This is a genomic window from Pleionea mediterranea (assembly GCF_003148745.1).
Classification (GTDB): Bacteria; Pseudomonadota; Gammaproteobacteria; order Enterobacterales; family Kangiellaceae; genus Pleionea; species Pleionea mediterranea.
In genome coordinates, this window is sequence record NZ_QGGU01000008.1 from 162541 (window position 1) to 186866 (window position 24326).

The following is a 24326-nucleotide window of genomic DNA, read 5'->3' on the forward strand; positions in this document are numbered from 1 at the left end:
ATACATGACAAAACTAAGACAGTTGTTTGACAAGTTTTTGAATAAAAGTAGTGTCACCAATAATACCAATGACGCAGGTAAAAATCGTTGGTTTAGCTGGCGCGATCTAATGATTATTATCGCCATAATGATCGGCATCCACTTTTGGCAAGTCAAAGATAGTCTGCCAACAGATGGTGCAAACACTGCACCTTCATTTGTACTGCCAAGTTTATCCGGTCAGATTATTGATTCGAATAACAAAGCAGCGGTTCCCAGTATCTACTATTTTTTTGCCCCCTGGTGCAATATCTGCCATCTATCCATAGAAAATATCAATACCCTGAAACAGGATATCAATAATAAAAATGTTAACGTTTATATTATTGCTCTGGACTGGAAAACCGTTGATGAGGTCAGACAGTTTGTTTCCGAACACGATCTGCCCGTGGATGTATTGCTCGGCACCGTTCAGCAGCTAAAAGACTTTAATATCAAAGGATTTCCAACTTATTACATTAGTAACTCGAATGATCAGTTAGAGTCTGTCAGTGTCGGTTATAGCACCTCTCTTGGTATGAAAAGCCGTCTTGCTTTGATCGAATAACCAATGTTCCTTCGTAGCCAGGCGGCTTGTGACATGCAGACTCGATCAGTTACTATGCGACTATGAAAAATCAATAACATTGTGACCCGAATGACAAGTTCTGCAAAGGATACTTTCTCTGATAATAAGAGTAGTTCTATGAATAGTAATTCTGTAAATAACAACAGTCCTGTTGATATTGTTGTACTGACGGAAGATAAATACGCGCCTGCCGATAAACAACAACTGCCTGAGCTTGGCTGGTACACACTGCAAGTTTTACTTGAAGATGAACTTGTGATTGATGCGCTGAAACAGAAAAAATTAAACGTCATTAAAAAAAGCTGGTCCGATCCTGACTACAACTGGTCTCTGTGCCGTGCCGTTTTATTCCGTACTACCTGGGATTATTTTGACCGGTTTGGTGAGTTTTCTCACTGGCTAAAAACTATCGAATCGAAAGTGGTTTGCATTAACGATCTGTCAACTATTCTGTGGAATATGGATAAACGTTATTTAATCGAAATGGCGCAAAAAGGTATTCGATCGGTTGATACCTATATTCTACCGAAAGGGAAAGTTGTCAACTTAAAACGAACACTGGAAGACCATGGACTTTCAGAGGCCATTTTAAAGCCAGTGGTTTCAGGTGCCGCCCGACATACCTATCGGATAACCAAAGAAAATATAGATGACATGGAGCAAAAATTGTCTGACCTTATCAAGCAGGAAGACTTTATGTTACAACCTTTTCAAAAAAATATTATGTCAGATGGCGAGCTTTCACTTATGGTTATTGATGGTAAGGTAACTCATGCGGTTAGAAAAATAGCGGCCGAAGGTGATTTTCGAGTGCAGGATGATCATGGTGGAACCGTTGTGCCTCATCAGCCAGATGAAAACGAAACTCAATTTGCCGAACAAGCAATACTGGCCTGTGATCCAAAACCCATCTATGCACGCGTTGATATTATTCGTGACAATGATGACAAACTATCATTAATGGAACTTGAACTGATTGAGCCTGAATTGTTTTTCCGCTTTCATCGCCCTGCTGCATTCGCACTTGCTGAAGCCATTTACCAAAGACTGGACAGTTAAGTGACTTCTAAACTTAAACACGTGGTTGTTAGCTGGTCTTCCGGCAAAGACTCTTGCTTATGCTTGTTAGAACTGCTCGATAACCCTGCTTATAAAGTCACAGGGTTATTCACCACACATGTGAAAAATCATGTGCCGTTTCAGGAAACACCTCTTGATGTTATAAAAATGCAGGCTGAGCGATTAAACTTACCTTTAATAACGGCAGAACTGCCAAAAACATTTCCGGATAACAACATTTATCAGAAGATAGTTGTGGATCATTTAAAAAACGCAGAGGTCCCCATTGATGCCATTGCATTTGGTGATATGTTTTGTAATGGCATTGAAGACTACCGTCGCTCGTTTCTAGAGCCCGCAGGTTTTGAATGCGTTTTCCCTTTACTGGGTCAGACACCTGAAAGTCTTTCTCAGGAGATTCTCAAAAGAAACATCGAAACTCAATTAATAACCGTCGATACTAGCCAACTTGATGGTCAATTTGTTGGCCGCAATTACAACCAACAACTATTGAATGAACTTCCATCCTCGGTTGATCCATGTGGGGAAAATGGCGAGTTTCATACACTGGTGACAAACGCACCCTGTTTTAGCCATCCAATCAACATCACCCTTGAAGACATCAACAAGGGTGATAGATTTCATGTTCAGAAATTTCGTGTTGGATAAAATAGTGTGAAAAAATCACCGACATTAAAAACGAGTAGCCACTCCAACACCCACAAAGTCACTCGATGTATCGTTTAACCCCAGACCAATATTAAAATCCAGTTGTAGATCATTATTCACCAAGTAAGTAATGCCACCATCGATTACAACTTCATCGTCCAAACGGGAGTCAAACGGCTGTATGGTATAGAGTTCAATAAAGGAGCCATAGCCATCACTGTGCGAAAACGATGCTCCAATGGCTAATTGCAAATCTTGTTCACGGGAACCCGCCACTTTAAACGAACTCACCTGAGCCACCCCAAATAAACTCACGTCATTAACCAGTTGATAATCCCAGAGCAAACCAATTAATGGATCGGTATTGTCAGAAGTAGAAGGCTCAGAACCAATGGGCAACGAAACACTGGCTAATGCGGTTAAATTAAAATCATTACCCCGGTGTAACCTGTATTTTGTTGCTACGGTTAAATCCGAGTAAGAATTGGTTGACGACTGTTCTCCAACTTTGTCAATATCCCAACCAGCCCACATCAAATCTATTTCCATATCCGATAAAAAACCGGCTCGCAATACCATAAGCGGTAACGTATGAGTAGACTGATCAATACCATGATTATTGGCACTGTATTGATAACCAAACTCTGCGTTGATACGACCAGGTGCAACAGTATAAGTCCCGCTACTAAAACCGGGTCTGTCTGCAGAAATGGGATCGTCAGCCATAGCCAGTGAAGAAACACACAGGCATGCAATTATAATTGGTTTTATCATGATACTCTCCGCTTTAGGGATCATTAATAACATTAAATAATTTATTACGGTTTCTGTTTACAGTCAGACACCGTTATTTGATCAGGATAATCACTTAATCGAACCAAACTGTAAAGTAAAACCGTAACCAAATATCAACTCTGTTGAGTTTCCTTTTTAGCCTCACAATCAATACAAAACTCAGCTTCAGGCATTATCTCGAGTCGTTTTTCTGAAATGGGTTCATCGCACCGTAAGCACCAACCGTAATCGTCATCGCTTATCCTGCTCAGTGCTTTAATTACTTTTATAAAACGTTTCTGATCACGCTCCAACCCGGCTTTCGCCATTGCTTGCTGTTGCAGTGCATCGCCCCGTGACACTCTGCCAGTGGAGGTTTGATCCAGCTCAACCGTCTTCGCAGAATCTTGAGCTAACTCTATATCATCCTGAAGCTCCTGCTTGAGAGTCATCAGCTTCTGGTAATAATGCTTTACTTGTTTATCACTTAACATTAACTAACCGCTTCGATAATCGATCAAAATAAGCCATAAGCAGCAACAGTGGTTTTTTGGTTTGATAATCCATTTTAAAAACTTGCTCTGCCATGGGTAATATATTAGCTGGTGCCGGCAAAGTGCCCTGCTGTTCTGCCAACATTTGTAACCTGGGTATAAACACAAACTGTAGCCACTGCTCAAAAGCCATGGTATCCGCACAAAACGGCGCTGTGCTTTCAAAACAATATTCTTCAGGTGGTTGTTCTGCCCAAAGATTTAACTGCCTCATTGTCGAGCTAAGCTCATCAATAAATGACATTAACTCCTGATGAATCTGACTCATGATGTCTCTTTAACATTTAATAAAGAGTACTCGGGAAAGTGTTTCTGAACGACACTGCCATCTGATGCAAATCCCTGACATTGATCGACGATGGATGGATGAATAATCTTTGGACCTTGGGTATCTTTTATTCGATAAGGATGAATGGTTTGATACGCGGTAGTTGCAATGATTTTAAGCATTTCAATAAAATGAGTACACCCTTGAGTTCCGCCCAATAATTCTAGTACCTGTTTAATCCAGCCTTTACCTATGGTAATTCCGACTATTTTGTTCATTCTTGGGGGTACTTGTTTACAAAGTTGAAAAGGCGTTGCTTCCATTACCGCGTTAACATCCCGAATGGTAAAACTATCATCCAGTGTTACACAAACCGTTAAATTATGGACATGCTCTCCAGGCGATAAAGTGCCCCGCTCTATGGTTTCAAAATAATAATCTTTGGTGTCGATCAATACAGCTTCTATATCCCAAAGACCATCATCACGTAAATAGCCTGTAGAGTTAATATTACGATTATGTATCGGTTGTCGTTGATTGGTTGTATTTGTCACAGGTTTGCTCTTATAACAATGCCATTGATAACTCCAAACTACTTTAGCATGAGAGCCCAACAACTCAAAAATAGCTAAGCTTGCATATTGCTATTAATTTATCCATAGACGGATTTAATAACGCATACTGAAATGAGGACGTTTATGAAATATAAATATTAAGCGGATATAAAACATTCGCCTGAAATAACTTTTTACACCTTTACACACTCAATCACATTCGGCGGGTATATTCTTAAGATGCTTTTTTAGCCAAAGTAACACTTGGTTAAGACAAGCTCCTCAAAATAACCCCATTTACCCGCCTCCCCGGCGGGTTATTTTTTCAACAGAGAGTTATTGTGAGAATCATAGGTAGGGAGCGTAAATCGGATCTGTTCAGTGGATAATTTAGAGTTTCTCGCAACTATCCACATAGATCCGACATCTGTTTTTCCGAATATTCATCGGCAAGTTCAATCAAAAGAGGTTGATCATTAAAAGGTAAAAAAGCCTGCAATTGTAATCGATGAGTGCCGGAATGCAGTGATAGAAAAGTAAAGACTAATGAACCAACTAATATTGCGGTGTAAATCCAGCTTTTACTAAGATGTGAGCGCATGACCTTCTCCAGTCAAAAGACATACTGATTAGATACCCTGAGATAATGATATAGACGTATTAAATGGCAAAAAGGTTTTAATTTTTTCTATTTAGCCAATCTTCAACGGTCAATTGAGTGTTTCTGTAAGTGTCATTCGAAGCTCAATAAACTTGAGAGCTCTTTAAGAAGCTGTTTAAAAACTCTTTAAAAATCCTTTTGAATCTTCTAATGCTTCTTTAAAACCATCACTGCCTGGAAAACTCGAGGATTTTAGTACGTTTGGTAAACTTGGGTGTACCGCATTTTTTAATCAGTCGCTGTATCGCCGAGTGCAGCGACCATACTTCAGCCCGGGCCACGGGATCTGGCCACTCATATACCGACAATCCTTCGGCAAATGAATCAACGTAAGCCACCCGTTGAGTCAGCTGACAATTAAAAGGTTTAATATGACTGGCACTTTTAACTTCTGAAATAAGATCTTCCGCTGACTTTACACGGGTTCTTACCCGGGTCCAGCAAATACGAGACTGGCAATCTGGGTTTAACTTCTGGGCTTCACTCACCAGCTTGTCCATTTCCTGAAACGACCAAATTTCCACCGGAGATGGTGCCAGAGGAACCAGTACCATTGAGCCTATTGCAACCATTGTGCGGGTCATCGCATTGATATGGGGTGGACCATCAAGCAATATAACATCGTAATTGTTTTGCTCTTTTTCAAGAATATTCAAAAGCTCGGATGGTTTTGTGGCCAGTTGAAGATCCATACCGGTTTCTTCATAGATTTCAAACCGGACATCGTGCCAGGCACTCATGGAGTGCTGGGGTGGATCGCAATCAACTACCAATGTTTTGGCAACATCGGCAAACGTCGACGCGAGATTGGCGCATAGAGTGCTTTTACCCACTCCTCCTTTCGCCTGTGCGATTGCAATAACTTTTGCGGACATAATCTTTATTATTACTTTTAGTTAAACTCAATTATAGATTGTATTTGCAATATATTGATTATTTTGGCCTTTTTTTTATATTTGGTCAAACAACGACCAAGGTAAATTAACTTAAATCGATTATAATTTGTGTGGATTATAAATTATCATTCGCTAAGCCCTCGGATAAATGATGTAATATACTCCATAAAAATCAATAAGATAGATAACAACAGTAACTTATTTGCTTATGACGGAACAACTCTCGAATACCGGTAAAAATAAATTCTCAATAATTCAACAGCTTGCATTAATTACAGGGCCGCTGGTGTGTCTTGTAGTGACCTTAATTCTTGCTAATACCGATTTTGGCTTTGCTATGGGGCTAACCCTTGGCGTTACTCTCTGGTGTGCCATCTGGTGGATCACCGAGCCTGTTCCCATTGCCGCTACCAGTTTATTACCCTTAGCTCTGTTTCCATTATTTGGCGTGTTGAACAGCAAACAAGTTGCCCAGTCTTACGGTCATTCACTGATTTTATTGCTGATGGGCGGTTTTATGTTATCAAAAGCAATGGAGAAATCAGGCACCCACCGGCGCATTGCTTTACAGATGATTCATCTTTTTGGTGGTAAATCATCTTCACAAGTATTGCTCGGATTTATGGTTGCTTCAGCTCTGTTAAGCATGTGGATTTCTAACACTGCCACAACCCTAATGCTGTTACCCGTTGCATTAGCGGTACTTGAGAAGAATACCGACAGGACGTTAGTTCCAGCTTTGTTATTGGGCACCGCCTATGCAGCCTCCATTGGCGGTATTGGTACGCCCATCGGCACACCCCCCAATATGCTATTTCGCGGTGTTTATGAAGAAGCCACTGGTCAATCGCTTTCCTTCACTGAATGGATGAGCTGGGCTGTGCCGGTGGTGGTGGTTTTGATCCCGCTCGCCTGGCTTTGGCTGCGTAAGGGTTTATCCGCCAGTAATAATCTTGAAGTGCCTCATCCGGGGCACTGGCGAACCGAAGAAATACGGGTGTTGACTGTTTTTGCGATCACCGCTCTACTCTGGATTACCCGTAAAGAACCCTTTGGCGGTTGGAGCAGCTGGTTTGATCTTAAAACGGCAAACGATGCCAGCGTTGCACTACTCGCTGCAGCAGTAATGTTTATGTTGCCCAATGGCAAAGGCGAGCGACTGCTGGACTGGGAAACGGCCAATAAAATCCCGTGGGGCGTTCTTATATTGTTTGGAGGCGGTATTTGTATCGCCAAAGCCTTCGCTGAATCCGGGCTGAGTCAGGTTGCCGGTGAGCATTTGACAGTATTAATCAATCAACCGCTCTGGTTGCTGGTGCCATTAATTTGCTTATCGGTCACCTTTATTACAGAAGTCACCAGCAATACGGCAACCACTACCCTGCTGATGCCTATTCTAGCAGCGGCGGGGATTGCAGCAGGTATCGATCCTGCGATTATTATGGTGCCTGCAGCCATGAGTGCCAGTTGTGCGTTTATGTTGCCGGTTGCCACGGCCCCTAATGCAGTGGTCTTTGGCAGCGAAAAACTGACCGTCAGGCAAATGGCCAGTAAAGGAATGACACTAAATTTTGTCGGTGTTGTTGTGATCAGTGGCTCATGTTTACTGCTGCTCAGCTAGAGAGTGTTACTATTTCGGTGATTAATCGTTATACTGAACCTGGTGGCAATGGGTGTCACTGAATTGACATAAAGGAATATTATTATGAACACCATGAATACAAGACGAATCAAACATCGAGCCTTCGCTCGCTCAAACCTTGGATTAAGCGGTGAATTTTTATTCCGTCGCGAAAGACGAGGTCCGGCCAATCAATTAACCGATGAATTAAGCCGGATGAGTCGAAGCAAAATATCCGAGAAATAAACACTCGCTTTCAATACTTTTTGTTATGAAATCGATGTTTGCTCGAATGGTATATGCTCGAATGACTGTTGCTTGAATAGCGAATTGAAATCAACATCACAGCAAACTTTTCATAGGCTGCTGTGATGTTTCAATATAGATATTTTATCGATTTAAAAAGGCTTGAAATGCCGCCTGAGCGGCATCACTTTTCAGCAGACGTTTAAAGATATCACCTTCCTGCGTCATTCTGGCCTTAACGTTTCCATCATCTACCTGACGCAGCAACTTTCGAGTCGCCATCACCGATTCAAATGGAAGTTTCAATAACTTGGCCTGCCATTTTTCTATTTGTTCGCTGACTTGCTCCGGTGTTTCCAGTGCACAATTAATCAATCCGAACTTTTCAGCCTCCGCAGCATTAAAACGCTCTCCCAGCATTAACCACTCTGTGGCCTTTTTAAGGCCGCATTGTTTCGGGATTAACAAGCTGGATGCCGCTTCAGGAGATAAACCTAATGCAGTAAAAGGTAATGCAAAGACAGCACTGGATGATGCGGCGACCAAATCACAATGCAGCAATAGAGTCGTTCCTATGCCTACCGCAGGACCATTAACGCCAGCAATCAAAGGCTTTTCAAAGGCATCCAGTGCGAATAAGAATTGCCACACAGGATTATCATCTTCGTGGGGCGGATTTTTCAAAAAGTCACTTAAATCATTTCCCGCACAAAAAGCATTATCAGCACCAATAATTTTAACCAGTTTTACCGAGGGATCCTTATTCGCATCGTTTAAGCCATCCGCAAGTAATTGATACATGTCTGCCGTAATAGCATTTTTCTTATCTGCTCGATTAAATTGTAATGTCACTACAGCGCCATCAATCGATTTTATAATATTGCTCTGACTCATTTTATGAAATCCTGTTTTAGAGTAAACCAACGGCTCTAATATTTAATACCACGACCAAAATCACCCGTTACTTCAGCAACGGCATAGGCAAATACTGAATAAACCGCTACATTCTGTTTTAAGTGCTCAGGGTTGACCTTATCCAGAGTATCATTTGCGGTATGATGCAAGTCAAAGTAATCGGTACCGTCTTGTCTTAAAGCAAAAGTGCTCATTCCCAGGCCTCTTAATGGCCATAAGTCCGGCCCACTGGTTGCTTTTGGATTTCCTTTCTTTACACCCAGCGGCTTTAACAATTGCGCCATTTGATCGATAAGAGGCTCGTTTTCATTGACTGAAGTCCAATCAAATGACCAAATAAGACCGGCGCCAAAATCCGACTCAGCACCTGTAATGTGCTTATCCATTTCATCCTTATGAGCTTTTGCGTAGGCTTTCGCTCCCCACAATCCCTGCTCTTCATTTCCCCATAAAACTACCCGTATGGTTCTTCTCGGTCGTTTGCCTTCACTGATTAGCTTTGCAGCAGCCATGGTAATTGCAACGCCTGCGCCATCGTCAACCGCGCCCGTACCCAAGTCCCACGAATCAAGGTGACCGCCTATCACTACCACTTCTTCGGGACTTTCTCGACCAGTAATTTCTCCGATTACGTTGTAAGTCGTCAACAACTCACCGGGCGAAGAGGTTAAAGTTAGGCCAAACTCCACAGAACCGCGCTTTAATTGATTAAGCAATAAATCGGCATCGGGGTTTGATAAGGCGGCTGCCGGAATTTTTCTCACACCTTCAGCGTAACCCATGTTACCGGTATGGGGTAAACGGTCATGATCGGTACCGATGGATCGAATGACAATGGCTTTGGCGCCCTTCTCGCCAGCAACAGAGGCTCCCCGGCTTCTGGCAGCAACCGCTTTGCCATAAGAGCGTCCATCCCGAGTTTTCTTCATTTTGTGGCTTATAAAAACGATTTTACCTCCTACAGCCCCTCTTTCAGCAGCCTGAAGATCTTCAAAGGTTTTGAAATGAGCAATCTCACCTCTTACGCCTTCATTACCAGTACCCACACTGTTGCCTAATGCAGTAACAATCACTTTTTGAGGAAAGGGTGAAATAATTTCAGCTTGCTCAACGCCTCTATCCCAGGAAGGAAAAGTGACCGGTTCAGTCCATACTTTATCAAACCCCAATTGTTTGAACTTATTTTTAGCCCATTTGACTGCTCGCTTATCCCCTTCGGTGCCCGCCATACGGGGCCCGACCTCGGTGGTTAAAGACTCTAAAATGTCATAAGCCAGATCACTTTTAAGCGCTTTATCTCTTAACTCGGCAGCTCTCTCAATATCAGCTTGATCTAGTTTACCGGCTGCCATTACCAACGCAGGCGAAAAAACAATCACTAAAGCAATGAATAACTGGGTAATTATACTTTTCATTTCTATCTCCAGATTAATAGTGCGAAAAGATTATCAAATACCGTGTTGTGTTGTAAGATGTTGTTAAATAAAGTTGCAATTTAATTTGCAGAGTTCAGGAGTCCAACATGTCCCACCCGATTTACGACCAAAAAGTAAACCGATTAAACGGTGAGTCAAACGATCTATCGGAATACAAAGGTCAGGTATTACTGATCGTAAACACTGCTAGCGAATGTGGGTTTACGCCTCAGTATGAAGGGTTGGAATCACTGTATCAGCAATACAAGGACAAAGGCTTTTCAGTACTTGGATTTCCTTGCAATCAATTCGGCAAGCAGGAGCCAGGTTCAAGCGACGAGATTGCAAGCTTTTGCAGCACCCGTTTTTCAGTGTCATTTCCATTATTCGAAAAAGTGGATGTCAATGGAGAAAATGCCCACCCCTTATTTGATCATTTAAAGAGACAGGCTCCGGGTATTCTTGGCAGTCAATCAATCAAATGGAATTTTACTAAGTTTTTAGTCGATACCGAAGGAAATGTAGTAAAGCGTTTTGCGCCAAAAGATAAGCCGGAAGCCATCGAAAAAACTGTTGCAAAGTTAGTTTAACAGGCCTGTTATGAGTCAAAATCAAAAACTGATGGATCTGGAGTGTAAACTCGCCTTTCAGGACGATACTATCAATATATTAAACGACACTGTTATTGCTCAACAAAAACAAATTGATGAATTAATGCATCACTTACAAAAACTACAAGCGCAAATGGTTAGTTTACGAGAGCAACAAGGATCCGATCCGGCAGGTCACGAACTTCCTCCCCACTATTGATCAATACCCAGGGTTAAATAAGAAACCGTTTAAAAAATAATCTAATGAGCTACTATGAGTTTAAACAATAAAACCATAATCATCACAGGCGCTAGTCGTGGTATTGGTCGCGGAATGGCCCTTCGATTTGCTCAAGACGGTGCCAATATTGTAATTGCAGCAAAGTCATCAGAACCACATCCGAAGCTTGAGGGGACTATTCACACGGTAGCCGAGGAAGTCAATAAAGCTGGCGGAAATGCACTGGCTTTTCAACTCGATGTTCGAAAGGAGCTTTCTGTAAAAAAGTTAATGACTGCTGCATTTGAAACCTTTGGCTCTATCGATGCCATAATAAACAATGCAGGGGCAATCAGTTTAACATCCGTTGAGAAAACCAGCCCCAAACGGTACGACCTGATGCAAACAGTAAACCACCGTGCCGTTTATTGCCTGGCTCATTATGGTATTCCTTATTTAAAAAAATCAGCCAATCCTCATATCATAAACTTATCACCACCCATTAATTTAAACCTTAAGTGGCTAAAAGATTACGCACCCTACACGCTTTCAAAGTACGGAATGTCCATGTTAACGCTAGGACTAGCCGAAGAGTTAAAGTCCGCTGGAATTTCAGTTAACTCATTATGGCCAAAAACGATGATTGCTACCGCAGCAATTGAGTTTGCCGTTGGCAATAAAGAAACACTGACCCATTGTCGCACGCCCAAAATTATGGCGGATGCTGCCTATCAATTATTATTGACCGAAAAAAACACTATTACTGGTCAGTTGTTACTCGATGAAGATATTCTTAGACAGTATGGTGTCGATAATTTTGAGCAATACGCAGTAGACGCGAGCAAACCGCTTTACCCCGATTTATTTTTAGATTAATCCCTATTCCTACAATAATTTAGTTTAACTATTTAATATGATTTTTTCATTCGAAGGAAAGTTTTTTTATTTAAGGAAAAGTGCAGGGAGAATATTCAAATAAAGCTATTTTTAAAAATAGATATTGCAAAATAGAGTTGGAAAGCGAGTAAAAACAGATAAGTTCTTACTCGCTCAATTAAGCAGCAAAAATTACAGCGCTTCTTTTAACTCAGGTAATACTTTAAATAAGTCAGCAACCAGTCCATAGTCCGCAACTTGAAATATAGGAGCTTCTTCATCTTTATTGATGGCCACTATAACCTTACTGTCTTTCATACCGGCTAAATGCTGAATTGCTCCAGAAATACCAACTGCAATATAGAGTTCTGGCGCAACGATTTTACCTGTTTGACCAACCTGATAGTCGTTCGGTACAAAGCCAGCATCCACTGCAGCACGAGATGCGCCAACAGCAGCACCTAATTTATCTGCAATCTCTTCCAGCATATGGAAGTTTTCACCGCTTTGCATACCACGGCCACCAGAAATAATGACTTTAGCACCCGTTAACTCAGGACGTTCTGACTCTGTCAGTTCCTGACCAACAAAAGATGACTTTTCAAATCCAGAACTTAAAGTTTTAGAATCTACATCAGCGGAACCACCCTCGGCAGCTACCGCATCAAATGCAGTGGCTCGAACCGTTACCACTTTTACATTGTCTGCACTCTGAACCGTCGCAATGGCATTACCGGCGTAAACTGGACGCTTGAATGTATCGTCTGACTCAACTGAAACAATGTCGGAAATCATCTGAACATCGAGCTTTGCTGCAACTCGTGGCATAAAGTTTTTCCCGAATGTTGTAGCTGGTGCCAATATGTGTGAATAGCCTTCTGCTAACTCTACCGTTAAATTAGCCACATTTTCGGCAAGAGCATGCTCAAGCTTTTCATCATTAACAGCGATGACTTTAGCAACGCCTTCAACTTTAGCGGCCGCTTCAGCCACAGAATCGGCATTATGACCAGCGACAAGCACATGAATATCATTTCCAAGAAACTTTGCAGCAGCTACTGTGTTTAAAGTAGATGGCAACAGTTCCGAATTGGTATGTTCTGCTATAACTAGAGTTGTCATTAGATCACCTTCGCTTCATTTTTTAACTTTTCTACCAACTCGTCTACCGACTCAACTTTGATACCTGCTTCACGTGCAGGAGGAGACTCTACTTTTAATGTTTTCACTCGCGGAGAAATATCAACACCTAATTCATCTGGCGTGGTCTCATCTAATGTTTTTTTCTTCGCTTTCATAATATTGGGCAATGAAGCAAATCGAGGCTCATTCAATCGCAGATCGGTTGTTACAACAGCGGGCAATTGAAGTGCAACGGTTTCTAAACCACCATCGATTTCACGCGTCACATTAACCTTACCGTCTTCAACCACCACTTTAGAGGCAAAAGTACCTTGAGGCCAATCAAGCAGAGCTGAAAGCATTTGACCGGTCTGATTGTTATCGCCGTCAATGGTTTGCTTACCTAAAATAACCATATCGGGTGATTCTTTATTAACCAGTTCTTTTAATATTTTTGAAACAGCAAGTGGTTGAACCTCTTCATCGGTTTTCACAAGAATCGCTCTGTCAGCACCCAGTGCCAATGCGGTTCTTAATGTTTCCTGACTTTGCTGAGGCCCAATAGATGCCACGATGATTTCCGAGGCAACGCCCTGCTCTTTAAGGCGAACCGCTTCTTCAACAGCGATTTCACAAAATGGATTCATAGACATTTTAACATTAGCGGTTTCAACGCCAGTGTTATCAGCTTTTACGCGTACTTTAACGTTGTAATCGATGACGCGTTTTACGGCTACCAGAATTTTCATGGATTGTCCTGTACTGAGTTGTTTATAATAACGGTAATAAACGTTATTGCAGTGCAATGTAAAAATTAAGGCCAGATTTTGACGGGATCCTAGTGAAAGATCAACCTTTGCCACTTATTTTCCGCTTATAAGATAAAGAAAATAGCACCAATTTTGGAGGAATAAATTACATGACAGAACGCGAATCTATGGAGTTTGATGTAGTTATCGTTGGCGCAGGTCCAGCAGGACTATCAGCGGCAATTGAGCTCGCTAAACAAGGCCAGGAGAATGATAACCCAATATCCGTCGTTGTCGTCGAAAAAGGCTCCGAAGTCGGTGCGCATATCTTATCTGGCGCTGTTTTTGAGCCAACCGCATTGAATGAACTTATTCCAGACTGGCGAGAAAAGAACGCACCGCTGAATACAGAGGTTTCTGGTGATGATATTTACTTAATGACATCCGACCAAAAAGCCCAAAAGATCCCTTCTCTTTTCGCCCCAAAAACCATGCATAATCATGGTAACTACATCATCAGCTTAGGAAATTTATGCCGCTGGCTCGGTGAACAGGCCGAAGCCATGGGGATAGAAATTTTTCCCGGATTTGCCGCTACCGAAGTGTTATATAACGACGATGGCAGCGTCAAAGGCGTGGCCACAGGCGATATGGGCATTGCTGAAGACGGCTCTCAAAAAGATGGATTTATGCGTGGTATGGAGCTTCATGCCAAATACACCCTGTTTGCAGAAGGTTGCCGTGGCAGTCTTGGAAAGCAACTGATTCAGAAGTTTGAACTCGATAAAGGCAAAGAGCCTCAACATTACGGCATTGGCATCAAAGAGCTTTGGACCATACCGGAAGAGCAGCACCAGCAAGGACTTGTGGTTCATACTGCAGGTTGGCCCTTGAGTGAAAGTAAAAGTTCAGGAGGCGGATTTCTATACCATATAGAAGACAATCAGGTAGTTGTCGGTTTAATTACTGATCTTTCCTATTCAAATCCCCACGTAAGCCCTTTCGATGAGTTTCAGCGCTATAAACATCATCCAACCATTAAACAGTATCTCGATAATGGTGAACGCGTCTCCTATGGCGCCAGAGCCCTAGTAAAAGGTGGTATCCAGTCTCAACCAACCATGCATTTTGCTGGAGGTCTACTCATTGGTGACAATGCAGGAACACTTAATTTTGCAAAAATAAAAGGCTCTCACACAGCAATGAAATCTGGCATGATTGCAGCTCAGTCAATTGCCGACGCATTAAAAGCCGACCGCAAGAATGATGTGCTTGAAGAATACACCGAAGCCTATAAAAACTCCTGGGCTTATAAAGAACTTTACACTCAACGTAATTTTGGCCCAGCGCAGCATAAATGGGGCAATCTGATAGGCTCGGCTTACGCATTCATTGATATAAATATATTCAATGGAAAACTCCCCTGGACACTGAGCGATCCTGTTGCCGATCATAATACGCTCAAACCAGCTGCCGAATCGTCCAAAATCAACTACCCTAAACCAGATGGTAAGCTATCGTTTGATAAGCTGTCTTCTGTGTTTATTTCGAATACAAACCACGAAGAAGACCAGCCGGTGCACTTAAAACTTAGTGATGAATCTATTCCGGTCGATCACAACCTTGCGCTATACGATGAACCCGCCCAACGCTACTGCCCTGCCGGGGTTTATGAAATTATTCGGGACGATGATGGTAGTAATCCACGACTGCAAATCAACGCTCAAAACTGCGTACACTGCAAAACCTGTGATATAAAAGATCCTAAACAAAACATTAACTGGGTTTGTCCTGAGGGCGCTGGCGGCCCAAACTACCCTAATATGTAACTGTTACACGATATTTTTATAATATTTCAATAAATTTATTACGCTAAATATTGTATTATGGAGCTAGGCATTACCAAATCATTACACGGTGATCCCCAGCTCCAATTCCTTTCTTTGCTCTGACCAAAACCTTTTTGACTCCCAGAGTCAAGCATTCATCTTAGTACTGGCTTTCTTTCAGTGAAATAGGTGAATTCCTCCCTTATGTGAACAATATCCCATTTTTCTAGCATTTAATTCACTATGATGTTTGTATAGTAATTGGAGACAATCATGGCAGCCTCAAATAACAATCACAATAATCCAGCTAACCTGGATAACCCGATGAAACATCCTGAAGAACTCAATCAAGATGATCTAGCTCCATTTGCACAGCTAGTTTTAACTGAAACATCTTTTTATAAGAAAATGGGGATGAATTTTATCTCTGAAATGCTTGCTTAACACTTTCTGATTTCTATTAAAAAAGGCGACTTATAAGTCGCCTTTTTTAATAGTTCAAATTTTTTAATTCATGAATAATTTGGATAACGACGATATACAACAAATATTGTTAAAAACAATAGTCCAATCCCGTTGATGCTTCCACCTGTCTCAACGGCTTCTGTAGTTTCACAACTTTGATTCGCCTCTGCTGCTCTTGGTTTTAAAAGAAACGCCCGTATTTCACCTTCAAGAGTCCCATCAATTTGCTCAACTGAAACGGTTCCTGATCCAATAATCCAACCTTGGTTATTTATCTCTCTTGCCTCAGAAAGATTCCAACCACTGTCACAATCAATTAATGTATTTAAATCAACAGGAACTTCGTTTTCATAGTCAATATCGTAAATAAAAGGCGAGAATGATAAAGGAGTAGATGTCTGCTGAGAGATGCCAACTACCAAACCATGGTCGTTAACTGATAAAGCCTGAGAAAACTTAAAGCGGTCATCCAAAAATCCTATAGCGTGAGCAGTTTCAGTTGAAATATCATAATAAAAAGCTTGGGAATTTGAAGAACCAACAGCATATATTCCGCTTTCATTAATATCCCACAACGTATCTCTAGAGTCTTCCACTAGTCCTGTTATTGGAGTTAATGCTTGGGTATCATTAGAAATAAATGCCTGTGCCACGATATAAAAATTATCTCTGTTATTAAAAATTCCGCTATGCCCAACAAAGGTACCACTTGAATTAATTCCTGTTAGTGCAGTGCGGTTGTGGGTTTCATCAAGTGGCTCAATAAAAGAGGCACTTTCATTTAGAATATCGAATTTCATTCCTCGTAATGAATCTGCAGAAAATCCATTGCATTCATTTTTTTCTATTATTACGTTTGCTTCTCCCACTATTTGTGAATTTGCAATATCCAGTGCCCGTGTCTGGCGATATTCAACTATCATTTCATCTAGCGCCTCACCATCCCGTTCAAAAGGTTGGATTTCATTAAAGTTACCGTTGTCATAAAATGCTTTGGAAAGTAAAACTTCCTGACTCCCTTCTACACATGCACCTTCACTATTCTGACTGTAGGTTTTAACTGTTTGCGCAACTGAACGATAGCCTACAACAACACCATCACTGCTAACTGAAGAAGCGAATGCACCTCGTAGAGCTGCTTCAATAATCGGCTTTTGACTTTCCGGAATAATATTTTGAGGATTTATATTATCTTCAAAGAAGCGGACAGCATTAAACACATTTGCACGCTGAATTGTTTCAACACCATTTACTTCTACAGTGTAGCTAAACTCACCTCTTGATGTTCCAACTAAGTCACCACTGTCATTTAATGCAAACCCACTAGATTGTTTTGGATCGGTTTCAACAACGGGCAAAGCCCCCAAGTCAATAACTTCGTATGAAGTCGGTAGGTTTTTTGCTGATACGGATGATGCAATGCCTAAAGCAATTAGTGCAGTTGCGGGTATTGTTTTGAACTTAAACATTAAACTACCTGTAAACACGGTTTATTTATGGGTTAACACCATTCAAGGCGAGCTAGTATATACCAGATCGGTTATAGGACAAGCGGCTATTCGCATAGTTCCTTTTAATAGTTCCTTTTAATAGTCCTTTTGAATAGACCCTTTTATTTGCTTGAGACTGCGTCTTGTTGATTTTCCGGCGCAGCGTCTGAAAATGCGCTTAACGTCATGCAGTGCTCATTAATTGCACAAATTCGTGGGTAAGCATTCAAATCCACATTAAAACGATTGGCATTATAAACTTGAGACACCAAGTAAATATCAGCCATGGTTAAATCACTTCCCATACAATAAGGGCCCTTGCTTTTGTGGCTAAGCAACTTCGTTTCGAGCGCTTCAAACCCTTTATGGATCCAGTGATGATACCATTGGCCCTTTCTTTCCTCTGTTATATCCAACTCACCAGTAAGGTATTGCAATACTCTTAAGTTATTAAGTGGATGAATATCACAGGCAACCATCTGGCAAATTGAACGAACTTCAGCTTTAGCGTATAAATCTTCTGGCAACAAAGCAGGTGTAGGATATCGTTCTTCCAGATACTCCAAAATTGCCGTTGACTGATTGATAGAGATCTTACCATCCACTAACAGAGGCACCAGGCCTTGAGGATTAAGCGCCCGATACTCGGCTTTATGTTGCTCACCGCCTTCTTTAACCAGGTGAACAGACACGCTGTTATAAGATACCTGTTTTACATTAAGTGCTATTCGCACCCGGTATGCAGCGGTGGAACGCCAATAGCCAAATAATTTTAACATTCTGATCACCCTTATAATTATTGTATAAATAGACAAAAGCCCGGATATACCGGGCTTTGCAGTGAAGATAATAAACTTATCTTACTTTTTATACTCGGTTACCGTTTGTTCAATAGTACCAAAAATATTATTGTCTTGTTTATCAAACATTTCGATACGAACTTTATCATTGAATTTCATAAACTCGGTACTCGGTTTACCATCAGCAATGATTTCTAGCATACGCTTTTCAGCCAAACAACTTGAGCCTGCGCTGCGATCATAGTTTGAAATGGTACCAGAACCAATAATGGCACCGGCGCCTAAAGGACGTGTTTTAGCGGCATGAGCAACTATAGTCGGAAAATCAAAAGTCATGTCAACGCCACAATCTGGCTTACCAAATAACTCGTCATTTAAATGAGTGACCAAAGGTAGTTTTACTTTGTCGCCGTCCCAGGCATCGCCTAACTCGTCAGGTGTCACCGCAACGGGTGAGAAAGCACTGGACGGTTTACTTTGAAAAAAGCCAAAGCCTTTTCCAAGTTCACCCGGAATCAAATTACGTAATGAGACATCGTTAACCAGCATAAACAAACGAATGGCGTCTCGCGCTTCATCTTTTGTTGCCGCCATGGGTAAGTCATCAACAATAACCGCAACTTCCGATTCCATATCAATGCCATACTCTTCTGAAGCCATTTCAATGTTATCTCGAGGCCCTAAAAAGGTATCGCTACCGCCCTGGTACATTAATGGGTCGGTCCAGAACGTTTCTGGCATTTCAGCACCACGCGCTTTGCGAACCAGCTCAACGTGATTGACATAAGCACTGCCATCAGCCCATTGGTAAGCGCGAGGCAGTGGCGACTCACACTTTGACTCATCAAAATCAAACGCTTCACTGATTTTACCGTCTAACAGATCCTGATAGACAGCCTCTGCTTTTGGTGCAAGCTCATTCCAGTTATCCAATAATGCTTGTAATGTACCTGCAATTTGAGGAATAGCGACCGCTTTGGTCAAATCGCGACTGACCAAAACCAGTTGGCCATCTCGTGTATTGTTCTTTAACGTTGCAAATTTCATTCAATAAACCCTTATTTTTTAACTTTCCAGCTTTCGGAATAGGACTCGTCTTCAACGCTGAATGCTGAAGCCCCTATTTCTAATGGATCTCTGGTGTCTAACATAACCGCAACTTCATCCGTCTCTTTTTTCGCATGTTTTCGGCCTGCTTCAAAAGCTTTAGGATGCGGCCCGTGCGTAAAGCCACATGGATGAAAAGTCACCATGCCTGCGTCGATATTGTCTCGACTGAAAAAGTCACCTGCGTGATAAAAAATGACTTCATCAAAATCATCATTATTATGATAAAACGGAACTTTTAATGCACCCGGATCCGATTCAATGGGACGCGGTACAAAAGTACAGACAACAAAGCGACTGGCCACAAAGGTAGTGTGTGCTGACGGCGGTAAATGATATCGATGAGACATTAACGGTCTGATATCACGCCAGTTAATGCGCACCACTGACAAGTCACCATGCCAGCCAATGGCATCCAAAGGACTGTAAGAATAATGGACTTTCGAAATGTCATCATTACGTTTAATTTCAACAATCCACTTACCTTCAACCTGCTGAGCTTTAAACGCATCGTCAATTGCCGGAATATCCAACATCGCGGGGTCAAAAATCGCATGAGGACCGACTAAGCCTTTTTCAGGCAACTGGTAAGAATCATTGGTTGCTTCAATGATCAGCAATGACATAGGTTTGCTCGGCTCTAGGCGCCACATGGTGCTTCGAGGAATGACAATATAATCACCATCACGAACCGTTAAATGTCCGTAATCGCAAAATAACTCACCTTCCCCTTCGTGCACAAACAGCAAGTCATCACCGTCTGCATTTCTTACCAGAAAGTCCATTTTGTGCTCACAACGCCAGAAACGATATTTACAAAACTTATTTTGTAAAACCACTGGTGATGAAAACGGTGAATGAACATTGGTTTCAAGATTATTTAGATTAAAAGCCCGAGGTCGCAACGGACCTTCCCAACTGTCCCAACTCGTTGGTGGGCGTTGATGATGGAAATGGGCAGCCGGACCGAAGAATCCACTTCGGCCAGCTTCTCTTTCATAAATACCTTGCTCTGGAAAGTCGGCATGCGCCTGACGAGATACTACGCCTTCTTTATGAGGAAACGATATCCACTTTCTCATTGAGCCACTCCAGTTATAAAGTTTTGGTTAATAGACACTGCTCAATTATTCCGCAGTAATAACACCACGACGAATTTGATCTTCTTCGATTGATTCAAACAGAGCTTTGAAGTTGCCTTCACCAAATCCCTGATTGCCTTTTCGTTGAATAATTTCAAAGAAAATTGGACCAATGACTGTTTTGGTGAAAATTTGCAGCAAAATACCATCACCTTCAACCGGTGCACCGTCAATCAAAATGCGTAAATCAGCCAAGTCCTTAACGTTTTCTTCATGGCCTTTAACGCGCTCATCAATTTTTTCATAGTAAGTATCTGGCGTCGACATAAACTCCATGCCGATTTCACGCAGGTTACGGACGGTCTGATAAATATTATCCGTGGTCAAAGCGATGTGTTGAATGCCTTCACCCTTGTATTCATTCAAATACTCTTCAATTTGAGACTTATCATCTGAAGATTCATTAATGGGTATACGAATTTTTCCACATGGCGCTGTCATAGCACGGCTAACCAGACCAGTTAACTTACCTTCAATATCAAAGTATCGAATTTCACGGAAATTACCAATATCTTCGTAAAAACCACCCCACTTTTGCATATTGCCACGCATTACATTATGGGTCAGATGATCAAGCTCATAAAGACCAACGCCTTCCGGGTGCTTATCAACGCCGTCAAAATATTCAAAATCATGATCGTAAATCGCGTTATCGCCATACTGATCAACAAAGTATAGAACCGAGTCGCCAATACCATAAATTGCCGGAATTTGTGTTTCGCCTTCAGCCCAGTTTGACTTATCAAACTCTTTTGCGCCTTTAGAGATGGCGTATTCCTGTGCTTTTTTCGCATCTTTTACTCTAAATGCCATGGCACAGGCACAAGGGCCGTGAGCTTTGGAAAACTCATGAAAATAAGTACCCTGATCGGCATTTATCAGAAAATTGACATCGCCCTGACGATAAAGCGTTACATCTTTAGCTTTATGTTTAGCAACCGCTGTAAAGCCCAGTAACTTAAATAACTCATTGAGCTTCTCAATGCCTTCGGCATCCGGTGCTGAAAACTCAACAAACTCAAAACCATCGGTACCCAATGGATTAATCGTTGTATCAGTTGTCATATCAATTACCTCGTAAGCGCGCATTTAAAAGCGCATTAATATTAACTTCTATGTCTGTGTTAAAAGCCACACAATGACCAAAGCCATTCAATTAAAGCACTATTATAACCTTAAAAGCGGGACATTAAACAACAAAGAATTCAATACGTTAGTTTACTTCGCAAGCATTAACAGCGGCCAACATGTAAACTATTGTTTACAGCAATCCTTTAAACATAAGAAGCCACGAAAATTCAATGACTAAGCGCATCACCCATACTGTAAACTATAGTTTACAACCAATGAATCGATGATGGATTATTCCGATAATTTATATTGCTTTAACTTATTGGCTACCGCTGTATGGGATAAGCCGAGACGTTTTGCCAGTTTTCGGCTGCTAGGAAAGGATGGGTAAAGGAATTGAAACAGTTCTTTTTCGAACGTCTGCATAAGTTGTCGATGGCTGGCTGCATCAGCATCGGATACAAATTCAGCAGAGGTTACTTTAAGCATCGGCATATTCAAGTGTCGATTGGAAATGCTGGTTGAAGTGGTTAAGGATAAGGCTCTGAAGATAATATTCTCTAACTCTCTTACATTCCCTGGCCAGTTGTATCGCGTTAAGGTTAGTAATGCACGCTGTGTTAACTGACAAGCCGATCGCCCCATTCTCTGACAACCATGAGCCAAAAAATATTCCGCCAATGGCTGTATATCCTCAACTCTTTGTCTTAAGGCCGGTATTTTTAAGTTAAGAACATGTAAACGATAATACAGATCTTGCCTGAATTGATTATTCTCACAAAGTTGGCGCAAATCCGACTGTGTTGAGGCAATAACCTTAACATTAACTCGCACTTCGTCATCCGTGCCCACACGACGAAAGGCCCCTTCTTCTAAAAACCGAAGTAATTTAACCTGGAGGTAAGGCGACATCTCATCAATTTCATCAAAATACAATGTGCCGCCATCTGCCAGCTCCAGCAATCCGGGTTTGCCGGCTTTAGAAGCTCCTTCAAAGGCATTGCCCGAATAACCAAATAACTCATGCTCAGCAGAACTATCGGGTAAAGAAGCACAGTTAATTGCCAAAAATGGCTTACCCGGTGTTCGTTTTAAATGAGTGGCACGGGCAACCAGCTCTTTTCCAGTTCCCGTTTCACCTTCTATTAATAAGGGAGCATCCAGAAGTGCGGTTTGTTCAGCTTCTTGCAGCAACATTTTCATGGTTTCAGACTGGGCGACAATCTGATCAAAGGACAAGTCTTTAGAGCGTTGCCAGCGCTCTAATTGCTCAGCAACTTGTGACGGAGCTTTAAACAATAATACCGCGGCTTTACAGTCGTTTTTTAACTGACGCCCATCGTTCTGATATATGGGAAAGGCTTCTATCAGAAGTGGCTTATCCGCAATCACAATGCTCAACTGGGTAAAACCATCTTGCTCCAGAGACTCGAATATAGAATTTAACTGTTGCTCTGTCAGAACACGATCAACAATGGATAGATTAGGTATGCCTGAGAGTTGAAAAGCATCGTAGAAAGATTCACTGGCAGCCAGAATATCGCCGTTTTTGGCGACCGACACCAGCGATTCGGGATAGCAAGCCAATAAGGTTGTCAGCTCCTGGTGTTCACGCTCGCCCGGTAATAAATCAATCCGCTTGACCGAGTGTATCCCTTGAATCTGGTGCAACTGCAGTAATACCTTGTCAATTGCAGCCGACTCACTCGCGTTAAGTTTAAGATACAAAAGCTGCTCTGCCAGCTCAATTCCTCGAAGATTTATTGCATTGTCCACCAGAATAGACAACACCTCCTGAGTGACGCCCAGTCGGTCATCGCACTCAAGAGCCAGTCGAATCATACCCGATTCGCTTTACCGAATAACTTAAAGTAATTTGCGGTGGTTTGCTCCGCCAATAAGGACAGTTCTTCACCTCTTAATTCAGCGAGAAACTCAGCGGTGTTTCGCGTATATGCAGGCTGACAAGGTTTGCCACGATGTGGCACTGGAGCCAGATAAGGCGAGTCGGTTTCGACCAATAACCGATCCAGAGGAATTTTTTTTGCGACTTCGCGTACATTTTCAGCTTGTTTAAAGGTCACAATTCCGGATATGGAAACATAATAGCCATTATCAATGGCCTGTTTTGCCATATCCCAGTCTTCGGTAAAACAATGCAGAACACCTGGATTGTCACGGCGATCGGTTAATATCAAATCCAGGGTTTGCTGCTTCGCTTCTCGAGTGTGGATCACCAGTGGCAACTTCAATTGCTTGGCCGCTTCAAAATGCACTTCAAATGACGCTAACTGTTGCTCAATAGTCTCTTTCGCATAAAAACCATCGAGACCGGTTTCGCCGATACCTACCACTTTGTCATGAGCCGCCTGTTGAACCAGGAAGTCAAAAGTACCCTCGGTCGATAAGTCATCCGCTAGAGGATGTACACCGACAGTACAGTGAACCGCTTTGTGTTGTTCAGCGATGGTTTTAATTTGAGAAAAATTAGCTTTGTCGGTAGCTATACATAAAAACTGATCCACACCGTGACTTTTTGCAAAGTCGAGTGCATTTCCAAGATCATCGTTGTGACTGGACAGATCGATGCGATCCAGATGGCAGTGTGAGTCAACTAACATTAAAG

General features: G+C 41.9%; 27 protein-coding genes. 10 read left to right on the forward strand and 17 right to left on the reverse strand.

Annotated elements, in window-relative coordinates; translation table 11 throughout:
- Positions 1–4 precede the first annotated feature (4 nt).
- The 3 genes from C8D97_RS12090 (at position 5) to C8D97_RS12100 (ending at position 2335) form a co-directional block, all read left to right on the forward strand.
- Positions 5–586 carry a redoxin domain-containing protein gene (locus C8D97_RS12090; RefSeq protein ID WP_109764040.1) on the forward strand — a complete coding sequence of 194 codons (582 nt, stop codon included), beginning with the start codon at positions 5–7 and terminating at the stop codon, positions 584–586.
- Between the two features lie 138 nt (positions 587–724).
- On the forward strand, positions 725–1666 hold the full coding sequence (locus tag C8D97_RS12095; RefSeq protein WP_109764041.1) for an ATP-grasp domain-containing protein: 942 nt from the start codon (positions 725–727) through the stop codon (positions 1664–1666).
- Positions 1667–2335, forward strand: coding sequence for a Dph6-related ATP pyrophosphatase (locus C8D97_RS12100; protein WP_109764042.1), 669 nt, complete (start codon positions 1667–1669; stop codon positions 2333–2335). It abuts the gene before it with no gap.
- Positions 2336–2359: 24 nt separating this feature from the next.
- Here C8D97_RS12100 and C8D97_RS12105 read toward each other — a convergent pair whose 3' ends face one another.
- From C8D97_RS12105 to C8D97_RS12130, 6 genes are all read right to left on the reverse strand, one after another.
- Positions 2360–3109 (reverse strand): transporter, encoded by a 750-nt coding sequence (locus C8D97_RS12105; protein WP_170115236.1) that lies wholly within the window; start codon positions 3107–3109, stop codon positions 2360–2362.
- Positions 3110–3243: 134 nt separating this feature from the next.
- Positions 3244–3603 carry a TraR/DksA family transcriptional regulator gene (locus C8D97_RS12110; protein ID WP_109764044.1) on the reverse strand — a complete coding sequence of 120 codons (360 nt, stop codon included), beginning with the start codon at positions 3601–3603 and terminating at the stop codon, positions 3244–3246.
- On the reverse strand, positions 3593–3931 hold the full coding sequence (locus tag C8D97_RS12115; protein ID WP_109764045.1) for a YqcC family protein: 339 nt from the start codon (positions 3929–3931) through the stop codon (positions 3593–3595). Before C8D97_RS12115 ends, C8D97_RS12110 begins: the two co-directional genes overlap by 11 nt.
- Entirely contained in the window at positions 3928–4485 is a 558-nt protein-coding gene (locus tag C8D97_RS12120; protein ID WP_170115237.1) for a DUF2889 domain-containing protein, read from the reverse strand. Before C8D97_RS12120 ends, C8D97_RS12115 begins: the two co-directional genes overlap by 4 nt.
- 406 nt (positions 4486–4891) lie before the next feature.
- Complete coding sequence (locus C8D97_RS12125) at positions 4892–5086, reverse strand: hypothetical protein (RefSeq protein ID WP_109764047.1); 195 nt, start codon at positions 5084–5086, stop codon at positions 4892–4894.
- 227 nt (positions 5087–5313) lie between these two features.
- A complete protein-coding gene (locus C8D97_RS12130; protein ID WP_109764048.1) occupies positions 5314–6021 on the reverse strand; it encodes a ParA family protein in 708 nt (235 codons plus the stop codon).
- Between the two features lie 229 nt (positions 6022–6250).
- Between C8D97_RS12130 and C8D97_RS12135 the strand changes: the two genes are divergently transcribed.
- Both C8D97_RS12135 and C8D97_RS18175 read left to right on the forward strand, forming a co-directional pair.
- Positions 6251–7663: an SLC13 family permease gene (locus C8D97_RS12135; RefSeq protein ID WP_109764049.1), complete on the forward strand. Its 1413-nt coding sequence runs from the start codon at positions 6251–6253 to the stop codon at positions 7661–7663.
- 84 nt (positions 7664–7747) lie between these two features.
- Positions 7748–7909 (forward strand): hypothetical protein, encoded by a 162-nt coding sequence (locus C8D97_RS18175; RefSeq protein ID WP_170115238.1) that lies wholly within the window; start codon positions 7748–7750, stop codon positions 7907–7909.
- A 144-nt stretch (positions 7910–8053) separates the two neighbouring features.
- On the opposite strand, the gene C8D97_RS12140 is transcribed toward C8D97_RS18175, so the two are convergent.
- Both C8D97_RS12140 and C8D97_RS12145 read right to left on the reverse strand, forming a co-directional pair.
- Positions 8054–8803 carry an enoyl-CoA hydratase-related protein gene (locus C8D97_RS12140; RefSeq protein WP_109764050.1) on the reverse strand — a complete coding sequence of 250 codons (750 nt, stop codon included), beginning with the start codon at positions 8801–8803 and terminating at the stop codon, positions 8054–8056.
- Between the two features lie 35 nt (positions 8804–8838).
- Positions 8839–10239: a M20/M25/M40 family metallo-hydrolase gene (locus tag C8D97_RS12145; RefSeq protein ID WP_109764051.1), complete on the reverse strand. Its 1401-nt coding sequence runs from the start codon at positions 10237–10239 to the stop codon at positions 8839–8841.
- 107 nt (positions 10240–10346) lie between these two features.
- On the opposite strand from C8D97_RS12145, the gene C8D97_RS12150 reads away from it, so the two are divergent.
- From C8D97_RS12150 to C8D97_RS12160, 3 genes are read left to right on the forward strand one after another with little or no spacing between them, the layout of a single operon-like run.
- Positions 10347–10829, forward strand: coding sequence for a glutathione peroxidase (locus C8D97_RS12150; protein ID WP_109764052.1), 483 nt, complete (start codon positions 10347–10349; stop codon positions 10827–10829).
- Between the two features lie 10 nt (positions 10830–10839).
- The gene (locus C8D97_RS12155; protein WP_109764053.1) at positions 10840–11049 is read left to right on the forward strand and encodes a SlyX family protein; all 210 of its coding nucleotides are present in this window, start codon (positions 10840–10842) and stop codon (positions 11047–11049) included.
- Positions 11050–11103: 54 nt separating this feature from the next.
- Positions 11104–11925 (forward strand): SDR family oxidoreductase, encoded by an 822-nt coding sequence (locus C8D97_RS12160; RefSeq protein WP_109764054.1) that lies wholly within the window; start codon positions 11104–11106, stop codon positions 11923–11925.
- A 192-nt stretch (positions 11926–12117) separates the two neighbouring features.
- Here the strand turns inward: C8D97_RS12160 and C8D97_RS12165 are convergent, their stop codons facing one another.
- Both C8D97_RS12165 and C8D97_RS12170 read right to left on the reverse strand, forming a co-directional pair.
- Positions 12118–13047, reverse strand: a complete 930-nt coding sequence (locus C8D97_RS12165; protein WP_109764055.1) for an electron transfer flavoprotein subunit alpha/FixB family protein — start codon at positions 13045–13047, stop codon at positions 12118–12120.
- A complete protein-coding gene (locus tag C8D97_RS12170; RefSeq protein ID WP_109764124.1) occupies positions 13047–13796 on the reverse strand; it encodes an electron transfer flavoprotein subunit beta/FixA family protein in 750 nt (249 codons plus the stop codon). Before C8D97_RS12170 ends, C8D97_RS12165 begins: the two co-directional genes overlap by 1 nt.
- A gap of 170 nt (positions 13797–13966) precedes the next feature.
- Here C8D97_RS12170 and C8D97_RS12175 point away from each other — a divergent pair, with 170 nt between their 5' ends.
- Both C8D97_RS12175 and C8D97_RS18180 read left to right on the forward strand, forming a co-directional pair.
- Positions 13967–15625: an electron transfer flavoprotein-ubiquinone oxidoreductase gene (locus tag C8D97_RS12175; RefSeq protein WP_210204932.1), complete on the forward strand. Its 1659-nt coding sequence runs from the start codon at positions 13967–13969 to the stop codon at positions 15623–15625.
- A 273-nt stretch (positions 15626–15898) separates the two neighbouring features.
- On the forward strand, positions 15899–16069 hold the full coding sequence (locus C8D97_RS18180) for a hypothetical protein (protein WP_170115239.1): 171 nt from the start codon (positions 15899–15901) through the stop codon (positions 16067–16069).
- A 68-nt stretch (positions 16070–16137) separates the two neighbouring features.
- On the opposite strand, the gene C8D97_RS12180 is transcribed toward C8D97_RS18180, so the two are convergent.
- The 7 genes from C8D97_RS12180 to C8D97_RS12210 form a co-directional block, all read right to left on the reverse strand.
- The gene (locus tag C8D97_RS12180) at positions 16138–17559 is read right to left on the reverse strand and encodes a DUF3466 family protein (RefSeq protein ID WP_109764056.1); all 1422 of its coding nucleotides are present in this window, start codon (positions 17557–17559) and stop codon (positions 16138–16140) included.
- A 143-nt stretch (positions 17560–17702) separates the two neighbouring features.
- Entirely contained in the window at positions 17703–18359 is a 657-nt protein-coding gene (maiA, locus tag C8D97_RS12185; protein ID WP_109764057.1) for a maleylacetoacetate isomerase, read from the reverse strand.
- 81 nt (positions 18360–18440) lie between these two features.
- Positions 18441–19427, reverse strand: coding sequence for a fumarylacetoacetate hydrolase family protein (locus C8D97_RS12190; protein WP_109764058.1), 987 nt, complete (start codon positions 19425–19427; stop codon positions 18441–18443).
- Between the two features lie 11 nt (positions 19428–19438).
- Positions 19439–20569: a homogentisate 1,2-dioxygenase gene (locus tag C8D97_RS12195; protein WP_109764059.1), complete on the reverse strand. Its 1131-nt coding sequence runs from the start codon at positions 20567–20569 to the stop codon at positions 19439–19441.
- Positions 20570–20614: 45 nt separating this feature from the next.
- Positions 20615–21694 (reverse strand): 4-hydroxyphenylpyruvate dioxygenase, encoded by a 1080-nt coding sequence (gene hppD, locus C8D97_RS12200; protein ID WP_109764126.1) that lies wholly within the window; start codon positions 21692–21694, stop codon positions 20615–20617.
- A gap of 297 nt (positions 21695–21991) precedes the next feature.
- Complete coding sequence (locus C8D97_RS12205; protein ID WP_109764060.1) at positions 21992–23542, reverse strand: sigma 54-interacting transcriptional regulator; 1551 nt, start codon at positions 23540–23542, stop codon at positions 21992–21994.
- Entirely contained in the window at positions 23539–24321 is a 783-nt protein-coding gene (locus tag C8D97_RS12210) for a TatD family hydrolase (protein WP_109764061.1), read from the reverse strand. The genes C8D97_RS12205 and C8D97_RS12210 overlap by 4 nt, the downstream gene beginning before the upstream one ends.
- Positions 24322–24326: the final 5 nt, after the last annotated feature.